The 25680-nt window shown below is 38.5% G+C and carries 18 protein-coding genes and 1 pseudogene; 7 read left to right on the plus strand and 12 right to left on the minus strand.

Going from position 1 to position 25680, the window contains the following annotated elements; all coding sequences use genetic code 11:
* Nucleotides 1-232: 232 nt before the first annotated feature.
* Nucleotides 233-2443 carry a bifunctional 23S rRNA (guanine(2069)-N(7))-methyltransferase RlmK/23S rRNA (guanine(2445)-N(2))-methyltransferase RlmL gene (rlmKL, locus tag HL290_RS08670; RefSeq protein ID WP_198496208.1) on the plus strand — a complete coding sequence of 737 codons (2211 nt, stop codon included), beginning with the start codon at nt 233-235 and terminating at the stop codon, nt 2441-2443.
* An 18-nt stretch (nt 2444-2461) separates the two neighbouring features.
* On the opposite strand, the gene HL290_RS08675 is transcribed toward rlmKL, so the two are convergent.
* Complete coding sequence (locus HL290_RS08675; protein ID WP_151744468.1) at nt 2462-2878, minus strand: hypothetical protein; 417 nt, start codon at nt 2876-2878, stop codon at nt 2462-2464.
* Nucleotides 2879-3147: 269 nt separating this feature from the next.
* Between HL290_RS08675 and HL290_RS08680 the strand changes: the two genes are divergently transcribed.
* The gene (locus HL290_RS08680; protein ID WP_198496209.1) at nt 3148-3627 is read left to right on the plus strand and encodes a CinA family protein; all 480 of its coding nucleotides are present in this window, start codon (nt 3148-3150) and stop codon (nt 3625-3627) included.
* A 65-nt stretch (nt 3628-3692) separates the two neighbouring features.
* Here HL290_RS08680 and clpB read toward each other — a convergent pair whose 3' ends face one another.
* Together clpB and HL290_RS08690 are read right to left on the minus strand one after the other, a co-directional pair.
* Nucleotides 3693-6272, minus strand: coding sequence for an ATP-dependent chaperone ClpB (gene clpB / locus HL290_RS08685; RefSeq protein WP_017389110.1), 2580 nt, complete (start codon nt 6270-6272; stop codon nt 3693-3695).
* A gap of 323 nt (nt 6273-6595) precedes the next feature.
* The gene (locus tag HL290_RS08690; RefSeq protein WP_198496210.1) at nt 6596-10504 is read right to left on the minus strand and encodes a Dyp-type peroxidase; all 3909 of its coding nucleotides are present in this window, start codon (nt 10502-10504) and stop codon (nt 6596-6598) included.
* Between the two features lie 336 nt (nt 10505-10840).
* Between HL290_RS08690 and HL290_RS08695 the strand changes: the two genes are divergently transcribed.
* Nucleotides 10841-11650: a peptidoglycan DD-metalloendopeptidase family protein gene (locus HL290_RS08695; RefSeq protein WP_198496211.1), complete on the plus strand. Its 810-nt coding sequence runs from the start codon at nt 10841-10843 to the stop codon at nt 11648-11650.
* On the opposite strand, the gene HL290_RS08700 is transcribed toward HL290_RS08695, so the two are convergent.
* From HL290_RS08700 to HL290_RS18650, 3 genes and pseudogenes are all read right to left on the minus strand, one after another.
* Complete coding sequence (locus HL290_RS08700; protein ID WP_026056175.1) at nt 11647-12072, minus strand: GNAT family N-acetyltransferase; 426 nt, start codon at nt 12070-12072, stop codon at nt 11647-11649. The genes HL290_RS08695 and HL290_RS08700 overlap by 4 nt on opposite strands.
* Nucleotides 12073-12164: 92 nt before the next feature.
* Entirely contained in the window at nt 12165-12587 is a 423-nt protein-coding gene (locus HL290_RS08705; protein WP_004642007.1) for an OsmC family protein, read from the minus strand.
* Nucleotides 12588-12722: 135 nt separating this feature from the next.
* Nucleotides 12723-12785: pseudogene (locus tag HL290_RS18650) on the minus strand (hypothetical protein); the annotation flags it as partial.
* 241 nt (nt 12786-13026) lie between these two features.
* Between HL290_RS18650 and crp the strand changes: the two are divergent.
* Nucleotides 13027-13734 carry a cAMP-activated global transcriptional regulator CRP gene (gene crp / locus HL290_RS08710; protein WP_005041938.1) on the plus strand — a complete coding sequence of 236 codons (708 nt, stop codon included), beginning with the start codon at nt 13027-13029 and terminating at the stop codon, nt 13732-13734.
* A 159-nt stretch (nt 13735-13893) separates the two neighbouring features.
* A complete protein-coding gene (locus HL290_RS08715) occupies nt 13894-14943 on the plus strand; it encodes an NADP(H)-dependent aldo-keto reductase (protein WP_198496212.1) in 1050 nt (349 codons plus the stop codon).
* 54 nt (nt 14944-14997) lie between these two features.
* Here HL290_RS08715 and HL290_RS08720 read toward each other — a convergent pair whose 3' ends face one another.
* The 6 genes from HL290_RS08720 to HL290_RS08745 form a co-directional block, all read right to left on the minus strand.
* A complete protein-coding gene (locus HL290_RS08720) occupies nt 14998-15777 on the minus strand; it encodes a M48 family metallopeptidase (protein ID WP_080026580.1) in 780 nt (259 codons plus the stop codon).
* Nucleotides 15778-15893: 116 nt separating this feature from the next.
* On the minus strand, nt 15894-16211 hold the full coding sequence (locus tag HL290_RS08725) for a hypothetical protein (protein WP_005041944.1): 318 nt from the start codon (nt 16209-16211) through the stop codon (nt 15894-15896).
* Nucleotides 16212-16332: 121 nt separating this feature from the next.
* Nucleotides 16333-17652 carry an adenylosuccinate synthase gene (locus HL290_RS08730; protein WP_003652692.1) on the minus strand — a complete coding sequence of 440 codons (1320 nt, stop codon included), beginning with the start codon at nt 17650-17652 and terminating at the stop codon, nt 16333-16335.
* A gap of 63 nt (nt 17653-17715) precedes the next feature.
* Nucleotides 17716-18882 carry an ATP phosphoribosyltransferase regulatory subunit gene (locus HL290_RS08735; protein ID WP_198496213.1) on the minus strand — a complete coding sequence of 389 codons (1167 nt, stop codon included), beginning with the start codon at nt 18880-18882 and terminating at the stop codon, nt 17716-17718.
* Nucleotides 18883-19071: 189 nt separating this feature from the next.
* Nucleotides 19072-20154, minus strand: coding sequence for a hypothetical protein (locus tag HL290_RS08740; RefSeq protein ID WP_198496214.1), 1083 nt, complete (start codon nt 20152-20154; stop codon nt 19072-19074).
* Nucleotides 20155-20341: 187 nt separating this feature from the next.
* Nucleotides 20342-21361, minus strand: coding sequence for a type I glyceraldehyde-3-phosphate dehydrogenase (locus HL290_RS08745; RefSeq protein ID WP_198496215.1), 1020 nt, complete (start codon nt 21359-21361; stop codon nt 20342-20344).
* A gap of 270 nt (nt 21362-21631) precedes the next feature.
* On the opposite strand from HL290_RS08745, the gene alaS reads away from it, so the two are divergent.
* Both alaS and HL290_RS08755 read left to right on the plus strand, forming a co-directional pair.
* A complete protein-coding gene (gene alaS / locus HL290_RS08750; protein WP_198496410.1) occupies nt 21632-24268 on the plus strand; it encodes an alanine--tRNA ligase in 2637 nt (878 codons plus the stop codon).
* Nucleotides 24269-24333: 65 nt separating this feature from the next.
* Nucleotides 24334-25614, plus strand: a complete 1281-nt coding sequence (locus HL290_RS08755) for an aspartate kinase (RefSeq protein WP_003652700.1) — start codon at nt 24334-24336, stop codon at nt 25612-25614.
* The last annotated feature ends 66 nt before the right edge of the window (nt 25615-25680 follow it).

Below are 25680 nucleotides of genomic sequence, written 5' to 3' on the forward strand. Positions count from 1 at the left end.
GTCCCCATCCATTAAAATTATAAAAATGGTTAAAAACCGACTATGTCTGTTAAATAAATAACCATCGATAGTATTGGTCTAGCAAAATACATACCAATTTCAAGGTATTACTCATTAAAAATCAGTTTATTGGTTGCTAAATGATAGGTTGCAATAATTTAAAAACCTTTAGACATCAAAATACGTTAAACTTTGCATCGTTAATATTTATATGTTTTGGTCAATCGAGTTTATGAATACCTCTTTACGTTTAAACCACTATTGGATTACTTGTGCTGATGGTTTAGAACCCCTCTTACAAGAAGAAATAGAACAACTTGGCACCAAAGTGACAGAACGTAAAGCAGGACGTTTAATCATTGAAGGGACGCTTGAACAAGCTTACCGCATCTGTATGTGGTCTCGTCTCGCTTCTCGTGTTTTACTTCCTATTCATACTTATGAACTTGAATTTACGCATGATGCACGTGATGTAGCAGAAGAGCTCTATGAAGGCGCGATGAGCTTTGATTGGTCACTTATTTTTGCACCACAAAGTACTTTCGCAATCCGCTTACATGCAGAACGTGAAATCATGGTCAATTCGCAATTTGCTACACTGCGTGTAAAAGATGGCGTTGTTGATTCCTTTATGGAAGCTGTAGGTCGTCGCCCTAGCATTGACACAAAACAACCAGAAATTACGATCTATGCTTTGGCAGGTAAAACTGAACATACCTACTGTCTAGATTTATCAGGTGACTCGCTCCATAAACGTGGTTACCGCCGTTTTATGACGGATGCACCAATTAAAGAAAACCTTGCTGCGGCAATTTTACAAAAAGCTCAGCTCAAACAGCGTAATCCAGAGATTGTGCTTGACCCAATGTGTGGTTCAGGCACATTTATCATTGAAGCATTGATGATTTTAACTGACCGTGCACCAGGACTTGTTCGCCGTTTTGGATTTAATGGCTGGCATGGTCATGACCGCGAACTTTGGCTTTCACTTAAAGCAGAAGCAGCAGAGCGTCACGAAAAGGCACTTGAATTACCTCTACCTAAATTTTATGCCTACGATGCAGACTGGGAAGCAATTAAAGCAACCCGTGAAAATATTATTGCGGCAGGCTTTGAAAATTTATTAGGTCAGATTCAGATTGAAGAGCGTACTTTAGCTGACTGGCCAGATTTTGCTGCTGAAGGTAAAACTGCATTTATTGTGACTAACCCACCTTATGGTGAACGTTTAGGTGAAAAAGCTTCTAACCGTTCTCTATATCTAGGTTTATCAGCGCTTTTACAAAAACATTTCCCAAATCAATATGCGGCAATTATTGCAGCTCAAATTGAACAATCCGATGTTTTAGCATTTGAAGCACCTGAAACTTTACGTTTAATGAATGGTAAGTTGCCAATTTATATTCGTTTCGGTGTAATCAAACCAGAAAAAGTAAGTCAACCATTTTTAGCAAATTGGCAAGCCCAACCTATTGAAATGGAAGAAGCACAAGACTTCGCTAACCGTTTGCAAAAAAATATGACAGCCTTGAAAAAATGGGCAACTAAAGAAAATATTTATTGCTTACGTTTATATGATGCCGACTTACCTGACTTTAATGTCGCTGTTGACTTATATGGTGACCGTTTACACGTTCAGGAATACGCTCCACCAAAAACAATCGATCCAGAAAAAGCTAAAAAACGTTTCAATTTAGCGCTTGCTGCAATTCGTGCTGTTACTGGTTTAAACCGCGATGCCATCTTTATTAAGACACGTGCACGCCAAACTGGTACAACTCAATATACGAAACAAAGTACAGCTTCAAAACGTTTTATCGTGCAAGAAGGTAAAGCTAAAATTTTGGTTAACCTGACTGATTACCTAGATACAGGTTTATTCCTTGACCACCGTCAAATGCGTTTACGTATTGCTCAAGAAGCACGTGGTAAACACTTCTTGAACTTATATAGTTATACGTCTACTGCAAGCTTACATGCTGCACTTGGCGGTGCTGCAAGTACGACAAGTGTAGATTTATCTAACACTTACTTAAACTGGTCAAAAGAAAACTTCGTTTTAAATGGTTTAACTGTAGATCATGCAGATGAACAACACATGTTCTTTGCCAGTGACTGTTTTGAGTGGTTAAAAGAAGGTCATGAACAATACGACCTTATTTTTATTGATCCACCAACATTCTCAAACTCTAAAAAGTTCTATGGGACATTCGATGTACAACGTGACCATATCTCACTAATTAAACGTGCAATGAACCGTTTGCACAGTGAAGGTACGCTCTACTTCTCGAATAACTATCGTGGTTTTGAGATGGACGAAGAAATTGAAGCTATTTTTCAGGTTGAAGAAATCACTTCTGAAACAATTGGCCTTGATTTTAAACGTAATCAAAAAATCCACCGTGCGTGGAAAATTCAGCACCCTGCTCTAGATCAATATTAATGAAATTAGAGGTTATTATTACTTCACGGTAATAATAACCTCGCCATGAACATTTTTTGACTCAAAATCATATTTAGTAAATCGGTCTGCTCTTTCCGGTAGCGCAATCATTTCTAACCTCTTCTTTTCTTTACTATCAACAACATGATTTTGTTTTTGTTCTTGATAAGGCGAAAGTACACTAGTTCTAAGCGCATCCCATCGAACTTGCTGTAAATAGTTATCTCCTAATGCCTGACGTACTTGTTGTTGTTCTATCGCAGGTTTTTTGGCATCGTCCTGAGCTTTCGCAATAATGACGGGTAAAGACGTGGTTATCGCTCCTGTTTGGGTTGCAAGTGCACTTTCTGACATTGGTTGAGCTGCCCATGTATTTGATAATAATACAGATATACCGCTCAAAATTCCCAGCATATACCCTTGTTTATTGTTCATTTCATTCATCCTAAAATTGTTATTGTTCGTTATATCGAACAAAATTAACAATTTTTTACGCATGTCGCAATGTTATAAACAAACTTCCCGACAATTAACATTGATCATTTTAAAACCTGAATTTTTTCACGAGCATTTTGTGAATATTCCAGTAGTTTTATAGATTGTTATCTCAGACTTGAACCACATCCTTAAATCACTTACTGTGATTTTATAATTTATCTGTAAATTGATTTTATTTATAAATAAACACCATTCGAGGTGAAATAATGCTTCAGCACTGCTGCCAAATATTAGAAACTCGTCAACTCAAAATTGCCTTTATTGAAAGTGCCAGTTCGGGTTATTTAACTAGCCAATTTTCCATTCATAAAAATAGCGGTGCAGACATTTTACTTGGTGGTTTAGTGAGTTATGACCCTAGCATTAAAGTTAGTATTTTAAATATCGACCCAAAGTTAATAGAAACCTACACAGCAGAGTCACCACAAGTTACTGAGGAAATGTGCAAACTGGGTCAACAGTTATTTCAACAAGCGGACCTTATTGTAAGTTGTACTGGTCTATTAAAATCTGGAGGAAGTGAAACCGCACAAAAACCTGTAGGTACTTTTTTCATTTGCATTTCTTATCAAGAGCGTATTTATGATTACCACTATTTTTTATCTGGCCACCCTGAACAAAAATTAAAAACATTAACTCAGAAAGTTTCAGATGCCTTAGTTGCTTTACTCACATCAACAACATAAACAGCTTCACCATAAAAAAAGAGAATATGTTTCCATATTCTCTTTTCGGTTTTAGCAGAAAAAGCTTAGCTGAGTTTCATTTTATCGAAGACTAAGTGCCCATTTTCACCTTTAACTAAAATGGTATCACCTGCGACAAAATCACCCGACAAGATTTTTTGAGCTAATGTGTTTTCAATCTGTTGTTGAATCGCACGTTTTAATGGGCGCGCGCCATATACAGGGTCGAAACCAGCATCAATCAATAAATCAAAAGCAGTGTCATCTACAGTTAAACTCATATCACGATCAACCAGACGTGAACGTAATCGATCCAACTGAATATCGGCAATGCCTCGAATCTGTGCTTTTTTGAGTGAATGGAAAATCACAAGCTCATCAATCCGGTTAATAAATTCCGGACGGAAATGCTGACTTACCGCATTCATTACAATGGTACGCACTTCATCGTCTGTTGCACCCTCACCTAGCTCACGTACATCTTGTGAACCCAAGTTCGATGTCATCACAATAACCGTGTTTTTAAAGTCGACTACTCGGCCTTGTGAGTCTGTTAAGCGTCCGTCATCCAACACTTGTAGCAAGATATTGAATACATCCGGATGCGCTTTTTCAACCTCATCAAACAACACCACACTATATGGTTTACGGCGAACAGCTTCAGTTAAAACACCGCCTTCTTCATAACCCACATAACCCGGAGGTGCTCCTACCAAACGGCTAACCGAATGTTTCTCCATGAATTCACTCATGTCGATACGAATCATGGCGTCATCACTGTCAAACAAGAAGTTCGCCAGTGCTTTTGTTAACTCGGTTTTACCAACACCTGTTGGACCCAAGAATAAGAATGAACCACTTGGACGATTCGGGTCAGACAAGCCTGCACGTGAACGACGAACTGCATTCGAAACGGCTACAACGGCTTCATCTTGCCCTACAACGCGGTCATGTAAAAAGCCTTCCATATTGAGTAGCTTTTCACGCTCGCCTTGCAGCATTTTAGCAACTGGAATTCCTGTTGCAGCACTAACAACCTCAGCAATTTCATTTTCAGTTACTTTAGTACGAATAAGTTTTGGCTCTTCGTTCTCTTCTGCAACTTCATCTTGCTCAAGTTGTTTTTGAAGCTCTGGAATTACACCATACTGTAAACGTGCTGCTTCAGCCAAATCACCCTCACGCTGAGCCTTTTCAAAAGCAATACGCGCTTTATCAAGTTCAACTTGAGCTTGTTTAGTTCCTTCTACAAGAGTCTTCTCAGATTTCCAGATTTCTTCAAGATCGTTGTATTCTTTCTCGACTTCAGCAATCTGTTTTTCAAGATGAGCGACTTCGGCTTTACTACCTACATCTTCATCTTTTTTTACAGCTTCCAATTGCATTTTCAACTGGATTAAACGGCGGTCGAGCTTATCAAGCGCTTCTGGTTTAGAGTCAATTTCCATCTTAATACGAGAAGCTGCTTCATCAATCAAGTCAATTGCTTTGTCTGGTAATTGACGATCTGTAATATAGCGATGAGACATTTTTGCCGCTGCAATAATCGCCGAGTCTAAAATTTGCACACCATGGTGAGTGGCATATTTCTCTTTTAGACCACGTAAAATCGCAATGGTATCTTCAACACTTGGCTCATCAACCAATACTTTTTGGAAGCGACGTTCTAAAGCTGCATCTTTTTCAATATATTGGCGATACTCATCTAAGGTTGTTGCACCCACACAGCGCAACTCACCGCGCGCCAATGCAGGTTTTAACATGTTCCCTGCATCCATTGCGCCATCACCCTTACCTGCGCCTACAAGCGTATGTAGCTCGTCAATAAACAGGATGATTTCACCTTCGTGTTTTGCCAGATCTTTTAAAACAGCTTTTAAACGTTCTTCAAACTCGCCACGATATTTAGCACCAGCCAGTAATGAACCTAAATCTAATGATAAAACTCGTTTGCTTTTTAAGCCTTCTGGTACTTCACCATTTACAATACGCTGCGCCAAACCTTCAACAATAGCGGTTTTACCAACACCCGGCTCACCAATGAGTACAGGGTTATTTTTTGTACGACGTGATAAGACCTGAATAGTACGGCGGATTTCATCATCACGCCCAATAACCGGATCAAGTTTTCCCGCTAAAGCACGTTCAGTTAAATCAATCGTATATTTATTAAGTGAGTCACGTTGATCTTCGTGATTATTACTCATGACTTTGTCACTACCTCGAATATGTTCAATAACTTTACGTAAGCTGTCGGGAGTTACACCTACGGCACTTAAAATATTTTTAGTTTCGCCTGTCTCTGCCAACCCTAATAGAACCCAGTCAGTTGACAAAAATTCATCGCCTGCTTTTTGCGCATATCTATCTGCCAGATTAAGCGCTTTAACGGCTTCAGGGTTTAAATTGACATCTCCAGTCGGATTCGCAATGGTCGGAGCATCTTTTATAGCTTGCTCAAGCTTTTGTTTAAGTTCAGGTAACCGTGCACCTGCTTGTTGCAACAAACTAATATTTGATGGCTCTTCTAATAGGGTAGACAAAATATGAATACCTGCGATCGCGGTATGGTCTTTACCCATCGCTAAAGATTGAGCATCTGAAAGGGCTTGCTGCAAGCGGTTTGTAAATTTTTCAAAACGCATTCTTGTTATTCCTCACAACAAATTTGTACTTGTGTAATAAATGGGAACACTTTTTCGGATTTCAAATAAATTTTTATATATTTTTCATAATGTTATTAAAATAACAATGAGTAAAACTCCATTATAATATGGGTTTGTGAGCGATCTATTTCAAGTACATTTTGTATAATTTTTAAGAGAAAGCAAAAATGTCATGTTTTATCTGAATTCTTATAACAAATGGCAATTTGAAAGCTGTGATATTTTTAATAGTTATAACTGTTAAATATTAAAATAATTGAAGGCAGCCTTTATTTAAAAAGACTGCCTTTTAAAACAACTAATCAATTAGTCCATTGATGAAATGGACATTTTGCTTGTTCTGTTTTTTCTTTAGGTAGGTCTGGCGTCGACACAGGACGACGCTGGTGTTGCTCCTGAATAGTAGGGAACACAGATGTAAAGAAGTTTGACCAACCACCGGTACGTACTCTTAACAAATTATATTGCTCAGGTGATGTCACAGCTTGAGCAAATGTTTCTGGGTCAGCTACTGTTATTGTTAAAATATTAGATGAACTTCCTTGACTGAATTGCTTCAGGATAGCTACAAGTTCTTTAACGCCAAAGTCTTCACCAATATTAAAATCTGTAGGTGCTCCATCAGCCATTAAGTCTGTGCCAATACCATTAAAACCTTGTAAAGCACGGCTAAACTCAACTTTTTGATGATCAATTGCCAAATCTGCTGGACTTGGTGATGGACTTAGATCAGAAGCTACTGTCGTACCTAAACGGCGACCATCAGCACTCGCACCATTCCATGCCCCCATCTCCACATGATTTTCAAAAGTTCCCACACCCGGTTGAATCTGTATACCAAACGGATGCTCTTTTGAACCATAGCGTTCAGCCAAATTTTTAAGGCTTTGTGCGAATTGTGGCCATGGATGAGTAAATGTCTTGACTGATATCTCAGCAATCATTTTAACAATCTCATCGCCTAGTTCATCAACTTCAGAGTTTCCTCGTCCATAACGTGGTTGTGCCAAAGCAATTTCACGTAAGCGCTTATAACGATCAGCTTGCGCGGCAATACGGGCATGACCAGCTAAATTGCTAATAAATGGCTCAGTCATTTTATATCCCCAGTCACAGCAGAGACACTCTAATAGTTCAGGCAATGTAGTAACTGCGGTTAATGGGTCAAAAACCATCGCCTTAATGGCATACAACGAGTTAATTGTATTACTGAGCGAGATATAACACGGTCCATAAATATTATATTTAGCACCGCCACTATAAAAATCTTGCCCTTTAGCCAAGCAGTCGTCCATCAAGACATTTAGAATTGGAGATGGACAAATATCTGTATTGGCACCGTAGCCTAGAATTTGCCCATTGAATGCCTTGCGATTGAGCAATTCAAAATGTTGCTTGTATAACTCTAATAATTCTTCAAAACTATCAATCTGATCGGCAGGTTTCGTATTTAATGAAACAGTTTGCCCAAACAGATAACTTTGTCCCGCACTTGAAATTGTTTTACCCTGATTTAGTGCACACTCCAAAGGCTGTAATGTCGAGAATCCACCTAAAGAAAACCAGTTTTCGCCAGGGAACTGAGGTTCATAACAACCATCGCAAGCATAATTTTGAGCTGAACGAATATCGACTTTAGAATTCCAATTTGGCAAATTAGTGAGTGCATCCCCCCCTACACCATTTCCACTTTGATGAAGACTAGGAATGAGTTTTTCATCATTTAATAAAATTGGATGAGCACCGCCAGATAAAATTGCATGTGCAGCCACTTCTAAAATTTCTTCAGGAATATCCTTGCGAGTGCGTAGAGACAAACACGGTGCATTTAACGGTAACCGGCCTGATGCACGAATAAATAATTTTGTGACCTCATTGTAAGCTGGTTTGGTTTTAGAAAAGTCTTCTTCACCATCAGCGACTGTACCACCAACTGTAATCTGTTGAATCCATTGTCCCAAAGATGCACCTTGAGGATAAGGTCCCGAACTACCACCCATTGCGAGATTACCAAAAGGTTGATGGTCTTCCATAAACATACGGTTTTGTTGTACTTTTTCATCTAGCTTAATATAGAAGGCATCAATAATTTCTTGCGCCTGTTCAGGCCTAGCCGAATGGTTGTCCAAGAAAGGTTGTAACAGCTGATCCATACGTCCAAATGCTGTTGGCTCACCATTTAAATGCAAACAACTATGCAATGTGAAAATAAATTGAACTGCTTCAATAAATGTGTCCGGTTTATCTTTCGACAACTTTTCCATTCGTCGACCAATTGCAATTAAATTATCTCTTTCGAACTCTTGTCCTTTTTGCATCTGGCCTGCGACTTTAAATGCGAGCTTTGAGTAATTTAAGAAATATTCAGAAATACCAGTTAGTGCTAATCTTGAAGCTTCATAGAAGTCTTTCTTCTCCGGAGTCTGCGCATTGCTTGCATGTTTAGCAATTTCTTGTTGTAGACCAGCTAAACCTAAATCTAGTGCCTTTTTATAATTTGGAATAACATGCCCAACACCCGATGCTTCACTTAAATTACGCAAAAAGCCCTGAAGACGTTCTTCTTCAGATAAATACTTCATGACATAACGACCTTCACCCAAGGTCAGATTTGGCATAGCTCCTACAATAATTTCATCAGGCATAATGCGATAAGTATCCGATCCATAAATGACCTTACCTTCACATTCGCGCCCAGTTGAATACGGAATCATTTCACCATTTTTTAATAAAATTTTCCGTCCGCGGAAACCATAATTTTCTGATGAGAATAACTGTAAGCTTAATCGAATAGCCCAACCTTTGCGCAACATAATAGATAAACCCATGATATTTTCAGGCTTATCACTGATGTCAAACTCATCAATATAATAATCCACCCCTTGCTCAATTTCTTCTTGTTTCCGGTTGAAATACCAGTTGTCTTGCCATAAAGAAAATGTATTCTCAAGTAAACTTAAAATACGATTAGAAGGTGGTTTAAAAAATTCACTATGGGGATTTAGCCCAGTTGCCATGTTAAAAAGATAATTACTATGATTGTAGTACATCAAACCATTATCGGAACTATTCATATAATGGCGATCAAATCGATTCCAATCCATACCTGGGAAAAAATTCCAGTTATCTTTATCTAATCGACTAAAATCATTTAAATATTCTGGTGCATCATCTAATGCTAAATCTTTTAAACTTGGAATATAAAATATTCCTCCCAAGTCTGAATGAAGGCTATTGAATAGACGGTCATTCATAAAGCCTTCTATTGCCCCAATCTGACTTGCCATAACCTCTTCTAAAATTGCAGCAGTTTTTGCAAAACCAGCAAAATAAATCCCTGCTTCATCTGCTTTAGTTACCGATTTTGGCACTCTAAAACTTGAATTTGACTCAGCACGGCCAAACGGTAAGCCTAAACGCAGAACTGGTGTAGTATTTCCATTTTCATCTTGTACACGAGAAGCTTTAATGTGCGAACGGCTATCACGGTCTGGAATAATCGTGTCGTCAGTTTTACGTCCAATCAAATCTTCAATTTGATCTTCTGACATCATATTGATTTGATCCCAATTAATTAAAAACCTTTGAGATAAAACGTATGAGCCACCAAAATGATCAATGTCTTCTGCACCAATTAAAGTATGTTTTGCCAGTGAAATTGGATCAGATGGATTATTTAAATTTTCAGAAAAACGACACCCTAAAACCTTACCATTGCGACCAGTTTTAGATTGTGAAGCAGTAACCTGACTAAATATTTCTTTAATGTCTGAAGCTAAAAAATGCTCAATATATTTCTGTAATACTGTACACGCATCAGCATCATCACTTTTTACATGCAACCAAATGTCGCCATCCGAATTTTTAAAACTCCCATTAGAATCAGAGAAAACTTCTGAGACATTTGGATTTTTTTCTTCTGGATAATGTAATTGCATTCCCTTTGGTCGTGACAACTTATCTTTTTTACAAATTGCATCCCAATTATCAAAAGATATACCAATTGCCAAAGTTGTATTTTTACTAGAAAGTGCTGGATTCTTATTGACCTCTTGACGCACAGCGATCATTAACTGACGAATTTTTTCACGTGTAATTTCGGTATTAAGCCAAACCGTAGTAAAAATTGCATGGGGGGCTGGATAAACCAATCCTCGTTGCATGTATTTCCATATTTCAGTAAAACGATCTTCATAAGATATATTTAACATTATATTAAAGTCCTTTAAAATATTTATATAATAATTAAAATTTTGATTATAAATTTAACCAAAAAATCATTATTGACAATAAAAACCAGAATAACAAGAGATTTAAAATCAAAGAAAAACACTAAGAATTAATAAACAATCAAAATAAAAAGTTAAGTTTAGAAAATTTAAAATATAAGACAAATAAAATCACAAAAACAAAGATAAGCAAACAATCAATTATTAAAATAAAGTAATAAATAAAATTAGAATTCAATTGTTAAAAAAATTAAAATAACTCTTAATTAAAACTTACTGATATAATCTCGAATATTCTCTTATAAAATTATTGTTGCTATGTTAATAAAAAAACTCATTTCTACTTTGCTTTTTACATCAATACCTTTTTACTGCTTTGCCGAGCTTCCCCAAGACTCTCGAAGAGCTGGCGGAATCGCAGTTATTCCCTTAACTAGTGATATTACTCAGGTCAACTTCCAGCAAAAACCAGTTTTAATCAGTCAAGAAGGTCATCAGCGTTATGCTGTGTTCGGGATCCCTTTATCTACACCTCTTGGTACTATACAGCTTGAAACCAATAAAGCCCCAATTCAAATAGAAATTAAATCCTATCCTTACGCTGAGCAACGGATTAAAGTTACTAACCAAGACTATGTAAATCCAAATCAAAGTCAGTTAGACCGTTACGCTCAAGAAGCTAAAGAACAAAATGATGTGTATAGCTCATTTACACAGAGCACATGGCAAGCCTTGCCAAAATTTATACGCCCCACTTCGGGGAAATTCAGTAACTCTTTTGGACGAAAACGCTTCTTTAATGGCGAAGAGCGCGCCCCCCACTCAGGTTTAGATATCCCTGCACCAGTGGGACAAAAAGTAGTTGCACCAGCAGATGGCGTTGTAATTCAAACTGGATCTTATTTTTTTAATGGTCAAACCGTATTGATTGATCACGGGCAAGGCTTAATCAGTATGTTTTGCCATTTAAGTGCAATTAAAGTAGAGAAAGGCCAACATATTCGCCAAGGAGAAACTTTAGGTTTAGTGGGTAAAACTGGACGTGTTACAGGTCCGCACTTGCATTGGGGCATGAGTCTCAATAATGCACGAGTAGATCCGCAATTGTTCTTAGGTACTGCCCGCTAATTTAAAGCTTTTCGAAAATATTTTGGCGCATCGACATACCCTTCTCGTAAGTAAAATTGATGCGCCAATGTCCGTTGTTCGCCTGAATGCAGTTCCATTCGATCACAACCACGTTGTCTTGCCAATTGCTCAGCCTGCTGCAAAAGTAAATGTCCAACACCTTTACTTCGTATATTTTCATCAACACATAGATAGCATACTTTGGCAAATTCACCTTTTAAGGCGATTTGTGGAATAAAATAAAGGGATAAAAAGCCACATACTTTATCTTCCTCTTCAGCAATCAAAATTTGTGATTTAGGATCGCTATGTAGTATTTCAAATTTTTCTTGGATAAGAGCGAGTGGTTGTGGGTACCCCATCTGTTTAAGTAAATTACAAATTGCCTGAGTATCTTCCCATTTAGCAGCACGAATATTCACTTTCATTTCTCCTCTTATTTTTTAGTTATTTTTGACAATAAAAAAGCCAACTCTAGTGTCAGCTTCTTTTTTCTACCTATCAAAAAAACACCTTATTCAGCTTCAATAATTTCGAAGTCATGGGTGATTTCAACACCACCATCAGAAAGCATTTTACTCGCTGAACAATATTTTTCGGCAGATAATTCAACCGCTTTTGCAACCTGTTTTTCTTTCACAGCTTTACCTGTTACCACGAAGTGTAAGTGGATTTTAGTAAAAACAGCCGGAATTGCGTCAGCGCGCTCAGCTTTTAAATTACATACAACATTCGTCACATCTTGACGAGATTTCTTTAAAATGGTCACAATATCAAACGAAGCACACCCACCAAGTCCCATTAATAGCAACTCCATAGGACGTGGACCACGGTTTTCACCACCATACTCAGGTGAGCCGTCCATGATGACACTATGCCCACTATCTGATTTCGCTTCAAAAGCAACATTCTCTAGCCAATGTACACTTGTTTGCATTGCAACTACCTAAAAAAAATTATAAATTTAAGCAGGGTCTGTTGACATTTCATCTATGGATTGCTTTAGAGCTAAAAATTAATCCAAATAAGACGCAAAGCCCAGACAATGGCTAACCTTTGTCCAGTTTTGTTATATAGTTTGTGAAATTTCAGCCATAATCTGAGCTGCAATTTAAGCAGTGCAGGCATAGCGCAAGACCATGTTATTTTGTACGTTCCGTTGTTAAGATCTATTTATTTAGAATGGCTAAATTTCATAGCTCTTGGTTGGTAACGTCTAAAAGAATTGTCTTATGTCGCAACCATCTGTGAAATGTCAACAGACCCTTGTTTTGTACACTAACATAAAATGAGTTGATAAGGAATTTCATCTCTTCTGTGTAATAGCTCATCTCGGGCTTGTGTGAATTGTTTACCCTATTCGGAACATATTAAGCATGACTTCAAATTTTTCACAACTCAGCACAGATGCTTTATCCCCGGGGCAACTACCTGAATCCGTTAAAGCATTGTTAAAACGTGCTCACATCAACAGATATCCAAAACGAACCACAATTGTTGATGCCGGAACAGAGTCGAAATCTTTATATTTAATTTTAAAAGGCTCAGTTTCAATTATTTTACGTGAAGATGATGAACGTGAAATTGTTGTTGCATATTTGAATCCGGGCGACTTCTTTGGGGAAATGGGGCTTTTCGAACCGAACCCTCAACGTACAGCTGAAGTTCGTACTCGTGATGTCTGTGAAATTGCAGAAATTTCTTATGACAACTTCCACGAACTTAGCAAACAATATCCAGACTTAAGTTATGCTGTTTTTGCACAGCTCGTTCGCCGTCTAAAAAATACGACCCGTAAAATGACAGATCTTGCATTTATCGATGTGTCTGGCCGTATCGCACGTTGTTTAATCGACCTATCTTCACAGCCAGAAGCAATGATTTTGCCGAATGGTCGTCAAATTCGTATTACTCGTCAAGAAATTGGCCGTATTGTAGGTTGTTCACGTGAGATGGTTGGCCGTGTACTCAAAACCTTAGAAGATCAAGGCATGATCCAAACAGATGGTAAAGCTATTCTTATTTTTGATGTTTCATTAGAAGATGCACCTGTTTCTGATGACGACTATGATGATGACGAATAATATTTATTAAATTTTTAATCAAAAGCAAACTTCGGTTTGCTTTTTTTATATGCAACAATGAGTTAATACACAAAACTTACAAACTATTCTAATTTTATGATTTAAGTTGAATACATATTCTCCGTTAGGCTAACTCAAAATTTCCAAGGATTACGCTGTATGCAATTTAACCCACTTAGTCGCACAGGCCTCAAGCTTCCAGAAATTTGTTTAGGCACCATGACATTTGGTGAGCAAAACTCCCAGCAAGAAGCATTTCAACAACTCAATTATGCTTTGGCACACGGTTTATATTTTTGGGATACGGCAGAGATGTATTCGGTTCCACCAAAACCTGAAACTTACGGTGCAACAGAAACGATCATTGGCAATTGGTTTGCCCAAAATGGTCAACGTGACAAAGTCTTTCTCGCTTCTAAAATTGCCGGACCTGGCTTTGGTGGAACACACATCCGAGAAGGCCATACGCGCTTCAACAGCGATCATATTGCGAAAGCCCTAGATGGTTCACTCAAACGTCTCCAAACCGACTATATCGACCTCTATCAACTCCATTGGCCCGAACGTCATACCAACTTTTTTGGTACGCTAGCTTATGGCAACCAACAAGCTCAAAATGATTACGACACGACACCTCTAGAAGAAACATTACTCGCCCTACAAGAAGAGATTAACCGCGGGCGCATTCGCTATATTGGTTTATCGAATGAAACGCCGTGGGGCACTATTAAATTTTTACATTTGGCTGAAAAGCTAGGTGTTAGCAAATTTGTAAGCGTTCAAAACCCATATAGTCTACTCAACCGTACTTATGAACTAGGTATGTCTGAAATTGCTAAATATGAAGATGTTGGCTTACTTGCATACTCTCCTCTTGCGTTTGGCTATCTTTCTGGCAAGTTTAGAAATGGCGCACGTCCAGCTAATGCCCGTGTCACATTATTTCCTCGTTTTAGCCGCTACAGTAACCCTCAAAGCGAATGGGCAACTGAACAATATGCACAGCTAGCAGAGAAACATGGACTCAGCTTAACCCAAATGGCATTAGCATTTATCAAACAACAATTCTTTGTGACCAGCACAATTATTGGTGCCACTAATCTAGACCAACTTAAAGAAAATATTCAGGCATTTGAAATTGAATTATCTGCTGAAGTTTTACAAGGTATTGAAGCCATTCACACTCAACAGCCCAACCCTGCGCCTTAAATAAAAAACGGATGCTTAAGCATCCGTTTTCTTTATCTATAAAAAATTTATATCTTATTTACGGGTATTATAAACTGCCATTGCTGCAGGCAAGTTTTTACGCATTTCGCCAATACGCTGAGAGTTAGATGGGTGAGTAGACAAGAAAGATGAACCACCACCACCTTCAAGCTTGTTCATTTTTTCCCAAAGTGTAATCGCAGCATTTGGATTATAACCTGCACGCGCCATTAGCATTAAACCGCCTTGGTCAGCACGACTTTCCAAGCTACGAGAATATGGTAAGCCTACACCCACTTGCGAACCCAGTTGAGCCGCAGCAGTACCAAGTTGGCCGACATTATTACCAGCATAGCTTAGACCAATACCAAGAGCTAAATCAGTTAGAGCCTGAGCGCCAATTTTACTTTTTGCATGCTCCTCTAAGGCGTGAGTCATTTCATGCCCCATAACTGCTGCAATTTCAGCATCAGTCAGGTTCAATTTATTGACAATACCGGTATAGAACACAACTTTACCGCCTGGTGCTACATAGGCATTAATCGTGTCAGACTTTAACACTGCCAACTGCCAGCTAAATGGCTGACCTGTCTGGTTCATCTGGTTCGCATACGGTTTCAAACGGTTGAATACAGAATTAATGCGGTTATATGTACTAGAACTAGTATCTAGCGCACCCTTACCACGTGCTTCCTGCACCATTTTATTAAAACCTTGAGCAGATTGAGCATTTAAAGTCGCTGTATCTGCGCCTGCCATGTCAGCTACTGTTGTACAACCAGAAATTGTTACAACACTCGCAGCACATAAACTTAAAAAAAGTCTTTTATTCATCAATTGGATCACCTAAATCGTTAGAAAAGCTGTTTATTCTTTTGCACTTATTATAAGAAATCCCGCGTATGCTTTGAATGTCTCATTTCTTCATGATCATAGTATTTATGTAACGATCAAGTAGATAAAGTCATCAAATAAATCCAGAAAATCAAACATATTACATTTAAGCCAAGATAGATATGACTTAAGGTCTTAACTTTCTCTTCAAGATTAGGACTTTCTCTTTTCCAGAGTAAATAACTATTTTGTATGAATACCACAGGAATTAACACGCATGCGAACAATACTGACAAGCTCATAAAAGCAGTCATGAAGAAATCTTCATGATATGTTTGTCCATAAATGACCAACATCGCTAATGTTGGAGAGCCACCAATAGCAAATAAAAAAGAATAAAAAATTGTTTTTGAAATAGTTGGTTGCAGCTTCATCCTGAGCCCATCATTCCTTATCGATATATAACGTTTTAATCTGAATCGAATCAAACAAAAACTGCACTTTAGTCGGGTATAAAAAAGCCCCCTTTCAGGAGGCTTTTTTAATCTTTGCTAATTAAGCAGAGAATGGATGACGTAAAACAATTGTTTCTGCGCGGTCTGGACCAGTTGAAACGATATCAATCGGACATTCGATTAACTGTTCAATGCGCTTCACATAAGCCAAAGCATTTGCTGGTAATTGGTCGATACTAGTTAAACCCACAGTCGACTCGCTCCAACCTGGCATAGTTTCGTAGATTGGTTTCAAGCATTCAAAAGAAACCGCATCAGAAGAACCTACACAGCCTGAATCTGTATTTTCATAGCCCACACAGATTTTCACTTCTTCTAAACCATCTAAAACGTCAAGTTTAGTTAAGCAAATACCAGAAAGTGAGTTTACATCTACAGAACGGCGAAGGATTTCAGCATCAAACCATCCGCAACGACGTTGACGACCAGTAGAAGCACCAAACTCATGACCTACTGTACCCAAGTGTTTACCCACTGGATCACCAGCATCAGCTGCTGCATCGTAAACCAATTCAGTTGGGAATGGGCCAGCACCTACACGAGTTGTATAAGCTTTAGTAATACCTAATACATAATCAAGATGTAAAGGTCCCATACCTGAACCAGAGCTTACGCCACCAGCAGTTGTATTTGAACTTGTAACATATGGATAAGTACCGTGGTCAATATCTAGAAGAGAGCCTTGAGCTCCTTCAAACATTACAGCCTTACCTTCTTTGCGATAGTCATGCAACACTTTAGTCACATCAACCACTAATGGAGCAAGAACTTCACGCCATTGGTTGCAAAGAGCCAATACATCTTCAAATTTAACAGCTTCTACACCGTAGAACTGAGTTAACTGGAAGTTATGTAACTCAAGCATTTCAGACAGTTTTTCTTCTAATGCTGCACCACCACGAACAAGGTCAGCAACACGCACTGCACGGCGAGCCACTTTATCTTCGTATGCAGGACCAATACCACGACCTGTAGTACCGATTTTAGCATTACCACGTTTCTTTTCACGTGCCTGATCAAGTGCAATGTGGTTAGGCAAAATGAGTGGACAGTTTGGAGAAATACGTAGGCGTTCTTTAACAGGAACTCCTTCTGCTTCCAAAATTCCCATTTCTTCAATTAATGCGGCTGGTGAAAGTACCACACCATTACCAATTAAGCACAATACGTTTTCACGTAAAATACCTGATGGAATGAGGTGCAATACAGTTTTTTTACCACCTACGACAAGAGTATGACCTGCGTTATGTCCGCCTTGATAACGTACTACCGCAGCCGCCTGATCTGTGAGCAGGTCGACGATTTTACCTTTACCTTCGTCGCCCCATTGGGTACCAAGTACCACAACATTTTTGCCCATAATAGCCTCATTACATCATGCTGTTAAAATTGGAAACCACCAGTAAAAACTTACCGTTGGCGATTAAATCTTTTCAATATTCCATTGACCATTTTGCGACACGAGTTGATGGGTCGCGTATGGAATAGAACTTAAATCATCATTACCTAACAATTGAACGACACGTAAACCTTGAGCACGTGCATTAGAAATTGCTTTGAGTAAATCCTGTTCTGTACCTTTTGGAGCAACAACAGTTTCTATTTCGGCGAACTGATTTGCACCTAAGGCATATAAATCACAACTAAAGCCAGTAGCAGGACGTGCACGACCAAAGTGTTCACCAATACCATCGTAACGGCCACCCTGCGCTAACGGCGCAGCACGGTTCGGCGCATATACTGCGTACATTAAACCAGTGTGATAGTGATAACTACGTAGCTCTACAACATCGATACCGATATTGAGATTTGGCCAGCGCCCTTTAATTTGCTCAAGCGTCGTCTTAAGCGCATCTAAAGCTGACTTAAACTCTGCATCTTGCAAGATATTGGCACTTAAATTCGACTGCAATGCTTCTAGATCACTAGAATAACGGCCAAGCGCATAGAAATCAGAACCCATATTCAGGCTTTGAGTAAATTCTGCTAACTCTGGCAATGCTTTTCTTTGATAAAGATCAGACAGTTCATGTTCTTCATTTTTTGACAGTCCAGCATACTTGACTAGACTACGGAACAACCCTACATGGCCCAAATCTAAATGTGCGCCTTGCAAAGTATAGATATTCTCAATCAGCCCCAGCATAACATCGACCATTTCGACATCAGCTTCGATACTGTCATGGCCATATAACTCTGCACCTAATTGTAAAGGTGCACGAGTGGCATTGAAATTTTGTGGTTTAGTATGTAATACAGTCCCTGAATAACAGTAACGTGCAACGCCTTCAACTGGTCTTACATGTGCATCAATACGTGCAACTTGTGGCGTCATATCAGCACGAACACCGAGTAAACGGCCTGAGAGCTGATCAATAACCTTAAAAGTTACTAAATCTAAGTCTTGATTTGATTCTGATAATGAAGACAACGATTCGATGTATTCGATAAATGGTGTATATACCAATTGATAACCTCGCACCGCGAGGAAATCTAAAGCTTCACGGCGAAGTTTTTCAATGACTTGTGCCTGTTCCGGCAATACATCGGCTACCCCGTCAGGCAGCAACCATGTCTCTGAAATGGTCATATTTCAAGCCTAAAATCTGATCAACGTGGAACGACCCCACATAAAAAAATCGGGAACACACCCGATTTCTCTTAGTGTAGCATGATACTTTCTGCCATGCACCTGACAATTTGCATAAATCTTTCTGAATAAACTCTAAAGTCAAAAAGAAGTTTTTATGAATTAGCAAGTGGATTCAATATCTTACTATCACTCACTTAAATTATAATCAAAAGTTTTTCGACCAAAGAAAGGGCCAATAACTGAACTATCACCTTGTTTCCAATTCACCAAATTTAACTTTTGAATAGCTTGAGCTGCTTGAGTATTAAAAGCAAAGCAACCTTTTTCAAGATTTGCAATTTTTAATTTCTGCTTCAAAGCATTTGAGGAGTGCACATTATTAAGCGGGTTATCTTCTATAGAATAAGGATGAGACTTTTCATAAGCCAAACTTTTGTCAGCATCCCATAAGTTGCTTGACTTAAACTCTATAAAAGCAGATTGATCATTATTATTACCTAGTACACTTTGAGTATCACCAGTTTCTAAGTTTTCTAAAACAGTTAAGTTATAGCCGTACCACTGCGAATTTAGAAGCCTAAAATACTTTTTATCTTGACCTAAGTTATTATACCTTTCGATGATTGACTGCTTTTTCTCACTAAACGAGGGATTTGCATTAAGACTAGATATATATGAAATATAAGATTGGTTCCATTTAGTCTCTTTTAAACGATAACAATAACTATTTTTTGGAAACCTAACATTCTTATAGTTTTGATAAAATTCAATTAAATTTTTATCAAGCTGATTATGAAGGCCCGTTTCTAGATTTTTATTTTCTTTATAGCCCGGTAATACACGGTCAAAGATATTTTCACCATCTAACTTCACAATTTCAAAATTTAAGTTTTGTTTCACATCAGAGGTTAGTTCATAAGTCCAACTGCTAGGCGTCAACCTTTTTACAATATTTGTTTGTAATGTACCTTTATTTAAAATTTTTTGTTCAGTAAGAAGTTCATTCTCTAGCGGTAGGTTATGTGACTTTGGAAAAAATATTTCATTATTTTTAATTGGATATTGAGTGATTTCAAAAAAATCACTATAAACCTCTGAAGAAAAATTAGAAGGTTGATAATAAACTTGGTAAATTGCATCGTCTTTTTCTAAATTACTTTCAGCTTGATCATTAGTATTTTGATCTGAGCCTCCACCACCACAAGCGGTTAAAATAATAGTAGATGTAATAATTAAAAAACCACTTATTTTTTTTGAGTTAAATTTCATATGAACTCTATAATTAAAATTTTAATGTTTGCGAATCATACAAATAGAGATAGTTTTTCACAATATAAATATTTAGAATTTTAAAATAAATTTTCTTTTAAATTATTTCCACAACTATTCAGATCATAAATTAGTAATTATAAAAAAGGATGTTAATTTAACATCCTTAAATGATTTAAATTCACTTTTAAAAAGAATCACACAAATCCAATAATCGATTTGCATAACCCCATTCATTATCATACCAAGCAAATACTTTAGCCTGATGCCCCACCACCATGGTCTGGGTTAAATCAACAATCAGCGAATAAGGAGAATGGTTGAAATCACTTGAAACTAATGGTTCATCAGTAACAGCCATAATTTCTGCATAATCTGTTTGAGAAGCTTTAATCAACACTTCATTAATATGATGCATAGTAATTGGCGATTGAGCGATAAAAGTTAAGTCAATTGCAGCCACATTAATAGTCGGCACCCGAATTGAATAACCATCTATACGGTCTTCCATTTTTGGCATAACGCGCTTTAATGCACCTAATGCACTAGACGTAGTTGGTATAATATTTTGTCCAGAAGCTCTGGCACGACGCAAATCACGATGCGCGTGATCAAGTACAGACTGGTCTGCTGTAACAGCATGAATTTCTGTCATTAGCGCTGTTTCAATACCAAAAGCATCGTCAATGATTTTAACTAAGGGTACTAATGCCTGCGTAGTACATGACACACTTGATATGATCTGATCAGTCGCTTTCACATCTGCATGGTTAACACCATAGACAATTGCTGCATCTACATGGTCAAAAGGTGCTGCACCAATAATTACCCTTTTTGCTCCAGCTTGTAGGTGGCGTGTTGCATCAGCATGGGAACGGAACAGTCCAGTACACTCAAGTACGACATCAATATCTAAACTAGACCATGGCAAAAGCTCAGGTTGTTCCTGTTTTAAAACTTCAACTTTTAGCGTTCTTTGATTTGATTGAATGTTCAAAAAAACTTTTTCATTTTCAATAAATATTTCTACATTTCCATTAAAACGGCCATGTGTGGAATCATATTTAAATAAGTGCACTAATGTTTGTACATCTGCTATATCGTTAATCGCCACGATTTCAAATTGAAATTGTTTTGAGCTCTCGAACCAAGCACGTAAAACATTACGTCCAATCCGCCCAAACCCATTAATGGCGATACGTTGCATGACCTATCCTTATCTACAAAACTAAAGGCTAAAGAAGGCATATAGTAAAGCACGTCACGCCCAATTGAATATAGATTTTTAGCCAAATCACAGTTTTGTAAGATATTCCTTTTAAAATCGTTGGTTCGGTGGGGTTTTTCCGCTACAATTTAGCGTTTTTAAAAAATAAGCCCCGTATCAAATGCTCAGGTTTGACATAAAACAAACAGGCATTGATACATTTAGCCAAATTCGAAAATATGGAGTGACTTGGTTGTGAGTACTCGTTTAATGACATCTGCTGAAATTCGTGAAGCATTTTTGCGCTACTTTGAGACGCAAGGGCATACACGTGTCGCGTCGAGTTCTCTTGTTCCTGCCAACGACCCAACTTTATTATTTACAAATGCTGGGATGAACCAGTTTAAAGACTGCTTCTTAGGTCTTGAAAAACGTGACTATGTACGTGCAACCACATCACAAAAATGTGTTCGTGCTGGCGGTAAACATAATGACTTAGATAACGTTGGTTATACTGCACGTCACCATACATTTTTTGAAATGTTAGGCAATTTCTCATTTGGTGATTATTTCAAACGTGATGCTCTTAAATTTGCTTGGGAATTTTTGACTAGCGATAAATGGTTAGCTCTCCCTAAAGACCGTTTATATGCGACCGTTTATCACACCGATGATGAAGCTTATGACATCTGGAATAAAGAAATTGGTTTAGCGCCTGAACGCATTATCCGTATTGGTGATAATAAAGGCGAAAAATACGCATCTGATAACTTCTGGGCAATGGGTGACACAGGTCCATGTGGTCCTTGTTCTGAAATTTTCTTTGACCATGGCGATCATATTTGGGGTGGCTTACCAGGCTCTCCAGAAGAAGATGGCGACCGTTTCATCGAAATCTGGAACAACGTTTTCATGCAGTTTAACCGCACGAATGACGGTGTACTTCACCCTCTCCCAGCCCCATCTGTTGATACAGGTATGGGCTTGGAACGTATCTCAGCTGTATTGCAACATGTTAATTCAAACTACGACATTGACTTGTTCCAACACTTATTAAAAGCTGCTGCAAACATTATTGGTATCGAAGACGAAGGTCAGCCTTCTTTACGTGTAGTTGCAGACCATGCGCGTTCATGCTGTTTCTTAATTGCTGATGGTGTAAACCCAAGCAACGAAGGTCGCGGTTATGTATTACGTCGTATTATCCGTCGCGCTGTGCGTCACGGTAATAAGCTTGGTGCAACTGGTACATTCTTCTACAAAATGTTGCAACCTTTAATCGAAGTTATGGGTGATGCTTATCCAGAACTTGTAGCGCGCAAAGATGTGATTGAAGCAACTTTAATTCGTGAAGAAGAACAGTTTGCTAAAACACTTGAGCAAGGCTTAAAACTACTTGAAGGCGAGCTTGCTCAATTAAAAGATAAGACGATTCCTGGTGCGACTGTATTTAAACTTTACGACACTTACGGCTTCCCAACAGACTTAACAGCTGATATTGCACGTGAACGTGACTTTATTATTGACGAAGCTGGCTTTGAAGTAGAAATGGCTGCACAGCGTCAACGTGCTCGTGATGCTGGTAAATTCGCAGTTGATTACAACAGCATTGTACAAGTTGAAGGCGAAACCCAATTTGACGGTTACATCAACACAACTGGTCAAGGCCAAATTGTAGCGATCTACAAAGATGGCGTACAAGTTGATGAAGTTTCTGAAGGTGATGAAGCACTTATCGTTTTAAACCAAACTCCTTTCTATGCAGAAAGTGGTGGTCAGATTGGCGATACAGGTATCTTCAAAAATGAAACTGGTATTTTTGAAGTTCAAGATACGAAAAAATCAGGCGGTGCCTTTGTTCATCAAGGTATTGTGACCGTTGGTAATCTTAAAGCCGATCAAAACGTTGAGGCGATTGTTAAAGCAGACATTCGTGAGGCAACAGCTCGTAACCACTCGGCAACTCACCTATTACATGCTGCCCTTCGTCAAATCTTAGGTTCACACGTACAACAAAAAGGTTCTTTAGTTGCAAGTGATATCTTACGTTTTGACTTTGCTAATGACCAACCAGTAACGTTTGAACAGTTACAACAGGTTGAGCGTTTGGTAAATGCAGAAATTATTGCAAATACCGCAGTAACCACTGAACTACTTGACATCGAAGCGGCAAAAGCCAAAGGCGCAATGATGTTGTTCGGTGAAAAATATGGTAGCGAAGTTCGTGTTCTTGCTATGGGTTCAGTAATTGATGAGAAAAACTTCTCAATCGAACTTTGTGGTGGTATTCACGTTAAGCGTACAGGCGATATTGGTTTATTTAAGATCACTTCTGAAGGTGGTGTGGCTGCTGGTGTACGCCGTATTGAAGCAGTTACAGGTACTAAAGCGTTAGATGTGGTACAAAAAACCGATTCAGATATCCAGCACATTAATAGCTTATTAAAAGCACAGAAAGACCAAACTGTTGAGCGTGTACAAGCCAATGTTGAATTGGTTTCTGCATTACAAAAGCAGATTGAACAGCTCAATCAGAAATTGGCAAACTTCCAAGCGTCAGAATTGATTGATCAGGTACAAACGATTGCTGGTCGTCAAACGCTTATTACCACTGTTCAAGGTGTAGATGCGAAATCACTTCGCAACTTGCACGACAGTGTTAAATCAAAATTAGAGAACGCAGTCATTGTGTTAGCTGGCGTAGAGGGTGACAAAGTTAGCCTGCTTGCTTCAGTTGCATCACAATACACTGCAAATCTAAAAGCAGGTGACATCATCAAGCATCTAGCAACCGAGTTAGGTGGTAAAGGTGGTGGTAAACCTGACTTAGCACAAGGTGGCGCGCCACTTAACGAGAAGTTTGGACAAGTTATTGCTGCATTACCTGCATGGCTTGAACAAAAATAAGACTTCACTTTTTGTGTAACTGACCCTGAAAAGCCTCTCAGGGTCATGGCTTATATGGAAAAACTATGGCATTAATCGTTCAAAAATATGGCGGTACTTCTATGGGTACCCCCGAGCGCATTTTAAATGTTGCTCGTCGTGTTAAGCGTTGGCATGATCACGGTCACAAGGTTGTTGTGGTCGTATCTGCAATGAGTGGTGAAACAAACCGCTTACTTGCTCTCGCTAAAGCCATTACCGAAACACCTGACCCACGCGAGTTAGACCAAATGGTTTCAACCGGTGAACAGGTGACGATTTCCATGTTAGCTATGGCACTTAATTCGATTGGTGTGGAAGCTAAATCCTATACCGGACGTCAAGTCGGTATTAAAACTGACAGTGCATTTACCAAGGCGCGTATTGAGTCTATTGATACAGATGTCATGACCAATGACCTAGATGCAGGCCGTGTTATTGTTGTTGCGGGTTTCCAAGGCTTTGATGCTAATGGAAATATCACAACTCTAGGCCGCGGTGGTTCAGATACTTCAGGTGTTGCTCTTGCTGCTGCTCTAAAAGCAGATGAATGCCAAATTTACACTGATGTAGATGGCGTTTACACCACTGACCCTCGTGTTGCTCCTAAAGCCAAAAAAATCGACCGTATTTCTTTTGAAGAAATGCTAGAAATGGCTTCATTAGGTTCAAAAGTTTTACAAATTCGCTCAGTAGAATTTGCCGGAAAATATCAAGTTCCTTTGCGTGTATTATCAAGTTTTGATAATGATAACGACGGCGTGTTTGACGATGAATTTAAAGAAAATGTAGGTACACTCATTACGACTGAGGCGGAAGATAATATGGAACAGCCAATTATTGCAGGTATTGCTTTTAACCGTGACGAAGCAAAATTAACGATTTTAGGTGTACCTGATGAACCAGGTATTGCTTCTAAAATTTTATCACCAGTAAGTGATGCCAATATCGAAGTCGATATGATAGTGCAAAATGTTGAAGAAGATGGCACAACAGATTTCACTTTCACTGTAAACCGTGTTGATTTAGCTAAAGCTGAAAAAATCTTAAACGAAACTGCCAAAAATATTGGCGCACGTGAAGTTTCAACACGCGATGACATCGTTAAAGTGTCTATCGTAGGTGTAGGTATGCGTTCACATGCAGGCGTAGCGAGCAAGATGTTCACTGCCCTTGCTGATGAAGGCATTAATATCCTTATGATTTCAACATCTGAAATTAAAGTTTCTGTCATTATTGATGAGAAATACTTAGAACTTGCTGTTCGTTGTCTACACACCGCTTTTGGTTTAGATCGTGAACATGGTGAAAGCAGCGCCCGCGCTTAATTTTACCAAACGGTCAATTATTCATTAAAAAATGTTTACTTGTCCGACAATAATTAAAGAAAACAC

The organism is Acinetobacter sp. AC1-2, from assembly GCF_016124155.1.
In the GTDB taxonomy this organism is placed as follows: domain Bacteria; phylum Pseudomonadota; class Gammaproteobacteria; order Pseudomonadales; family Moraxellaceae; genus Acinetobacter; species Acinetobacter calcoaceticus.

Coding starts and splice junctions, on each gene's coding strand:
- rlmKL (WP_198496208.1), top strand. CDS start 233: ATGAATACCTCTTTACGTTTAAACCACTATTGGATTACTTGTGCTGAT.
- HL290_RS08675 (WP_151744468.1), bottom strand. CDS start 2,878: ATGAACAATAAACAAGGGTATATGCTGGGAATTTTGAGCGGTATATCT.
- HL290_RS08680 (WP_198496209.1), top strand. CDS start 3,148: ATGCTTCAGCACTGCTGCCAAATATTAGAAACTCGTCAACTCAAAATT.
- clpB (WP_017389110.1), bottom strand. CDS start 6,272: ATGCGTTTTGAAAAATTTACAAACCGCTTGCAGCAAGCCCTTTCAGAT.
- HL290_RS08690 (WP_198496210.1), bottom strand. CDS start 10,504: ATGTTAAATATATCTTATGAAGATCGTTTTACTGAAATATGGAAATAC.
- HL290_RS08695 (WP_198496211.1), top strand. CDS start 10,841: ATGTTAATAAAAAAACTCATTTCTACTTTGCTTTTTACATCAATACCT.
- HL290_RS08705 (WP_004642007.1), bottom strand. CDS start 12,587: ATGCAAACAAGTGTACATTGGCTAGAGAATGTTGCTTTTGAAGCGAAA.
- crp (WP_005041938.1), top strand. CDS start 13,027: ATGACTTCAAATTTTTCACAACTCAGCACAGATGCTTTATCCCCGGGG.
- HL290_RS08715 (WP_198496212.1), top strand. CDS start 13,894: ATGCAATTTAACCCACTTAGTCGCACAGGCCTCAAGCTTCCAGAAATT.
- HL290_RS08720 (WP_080026580.1), bottom strand. CDS start 15,777: ATGAATAAAAGACTTTTTTTAAGTTTATGTGCTGCGAGTGTTGTAACA.
- HL290_RS08725 (WP_005041944.1), bottom strand. CDS start 16,211: ATGAAGCTGCAACCAACTATTTCAAAAACAATTTTTTATTCTTTTTTA.
- HL290_RS08730 (WP_003652692.1), bottom strand. CDS start 17,652: ATGGGCAAAAATGTTGTGGTACTTGGTACCCAATGGGGCGACGAAGGT.
- HL290_RS08735 (WP_198496213.1), bottom strand. CDS start 18,882: ATGACCATTTCAGAGACATGGTTGCTGCCTGACGGGGTAGCCGATGTA.
- HL290_RS08740 (WP_198496214.1), bottom strand. CDS start 20,154: ATGAAATTTAACTCAAAAAAAATAAGTGGTTTTTTAATTATTACATCT.
- HL290_RS08745 (WP_198496215.1), bottom strand. CDS start 21,361: ATGCAACGTATCGCCATTAATGGGTTTGGGCGGATTGGACGTAATGTT.
- alaS (WP_198496410.1), top strand. CDS start 21,632: ATGACATCTGCTGAAATTCGTGAAGCATTTTTGCGCTACTTTGAGACG.
- HL290_RS08755 (WP_003652700.1), top strand. CDS start 24,334: ATGGCATTAATCGTTCAAAAATATGGCGGTACTTCTATGGGTACCCCC.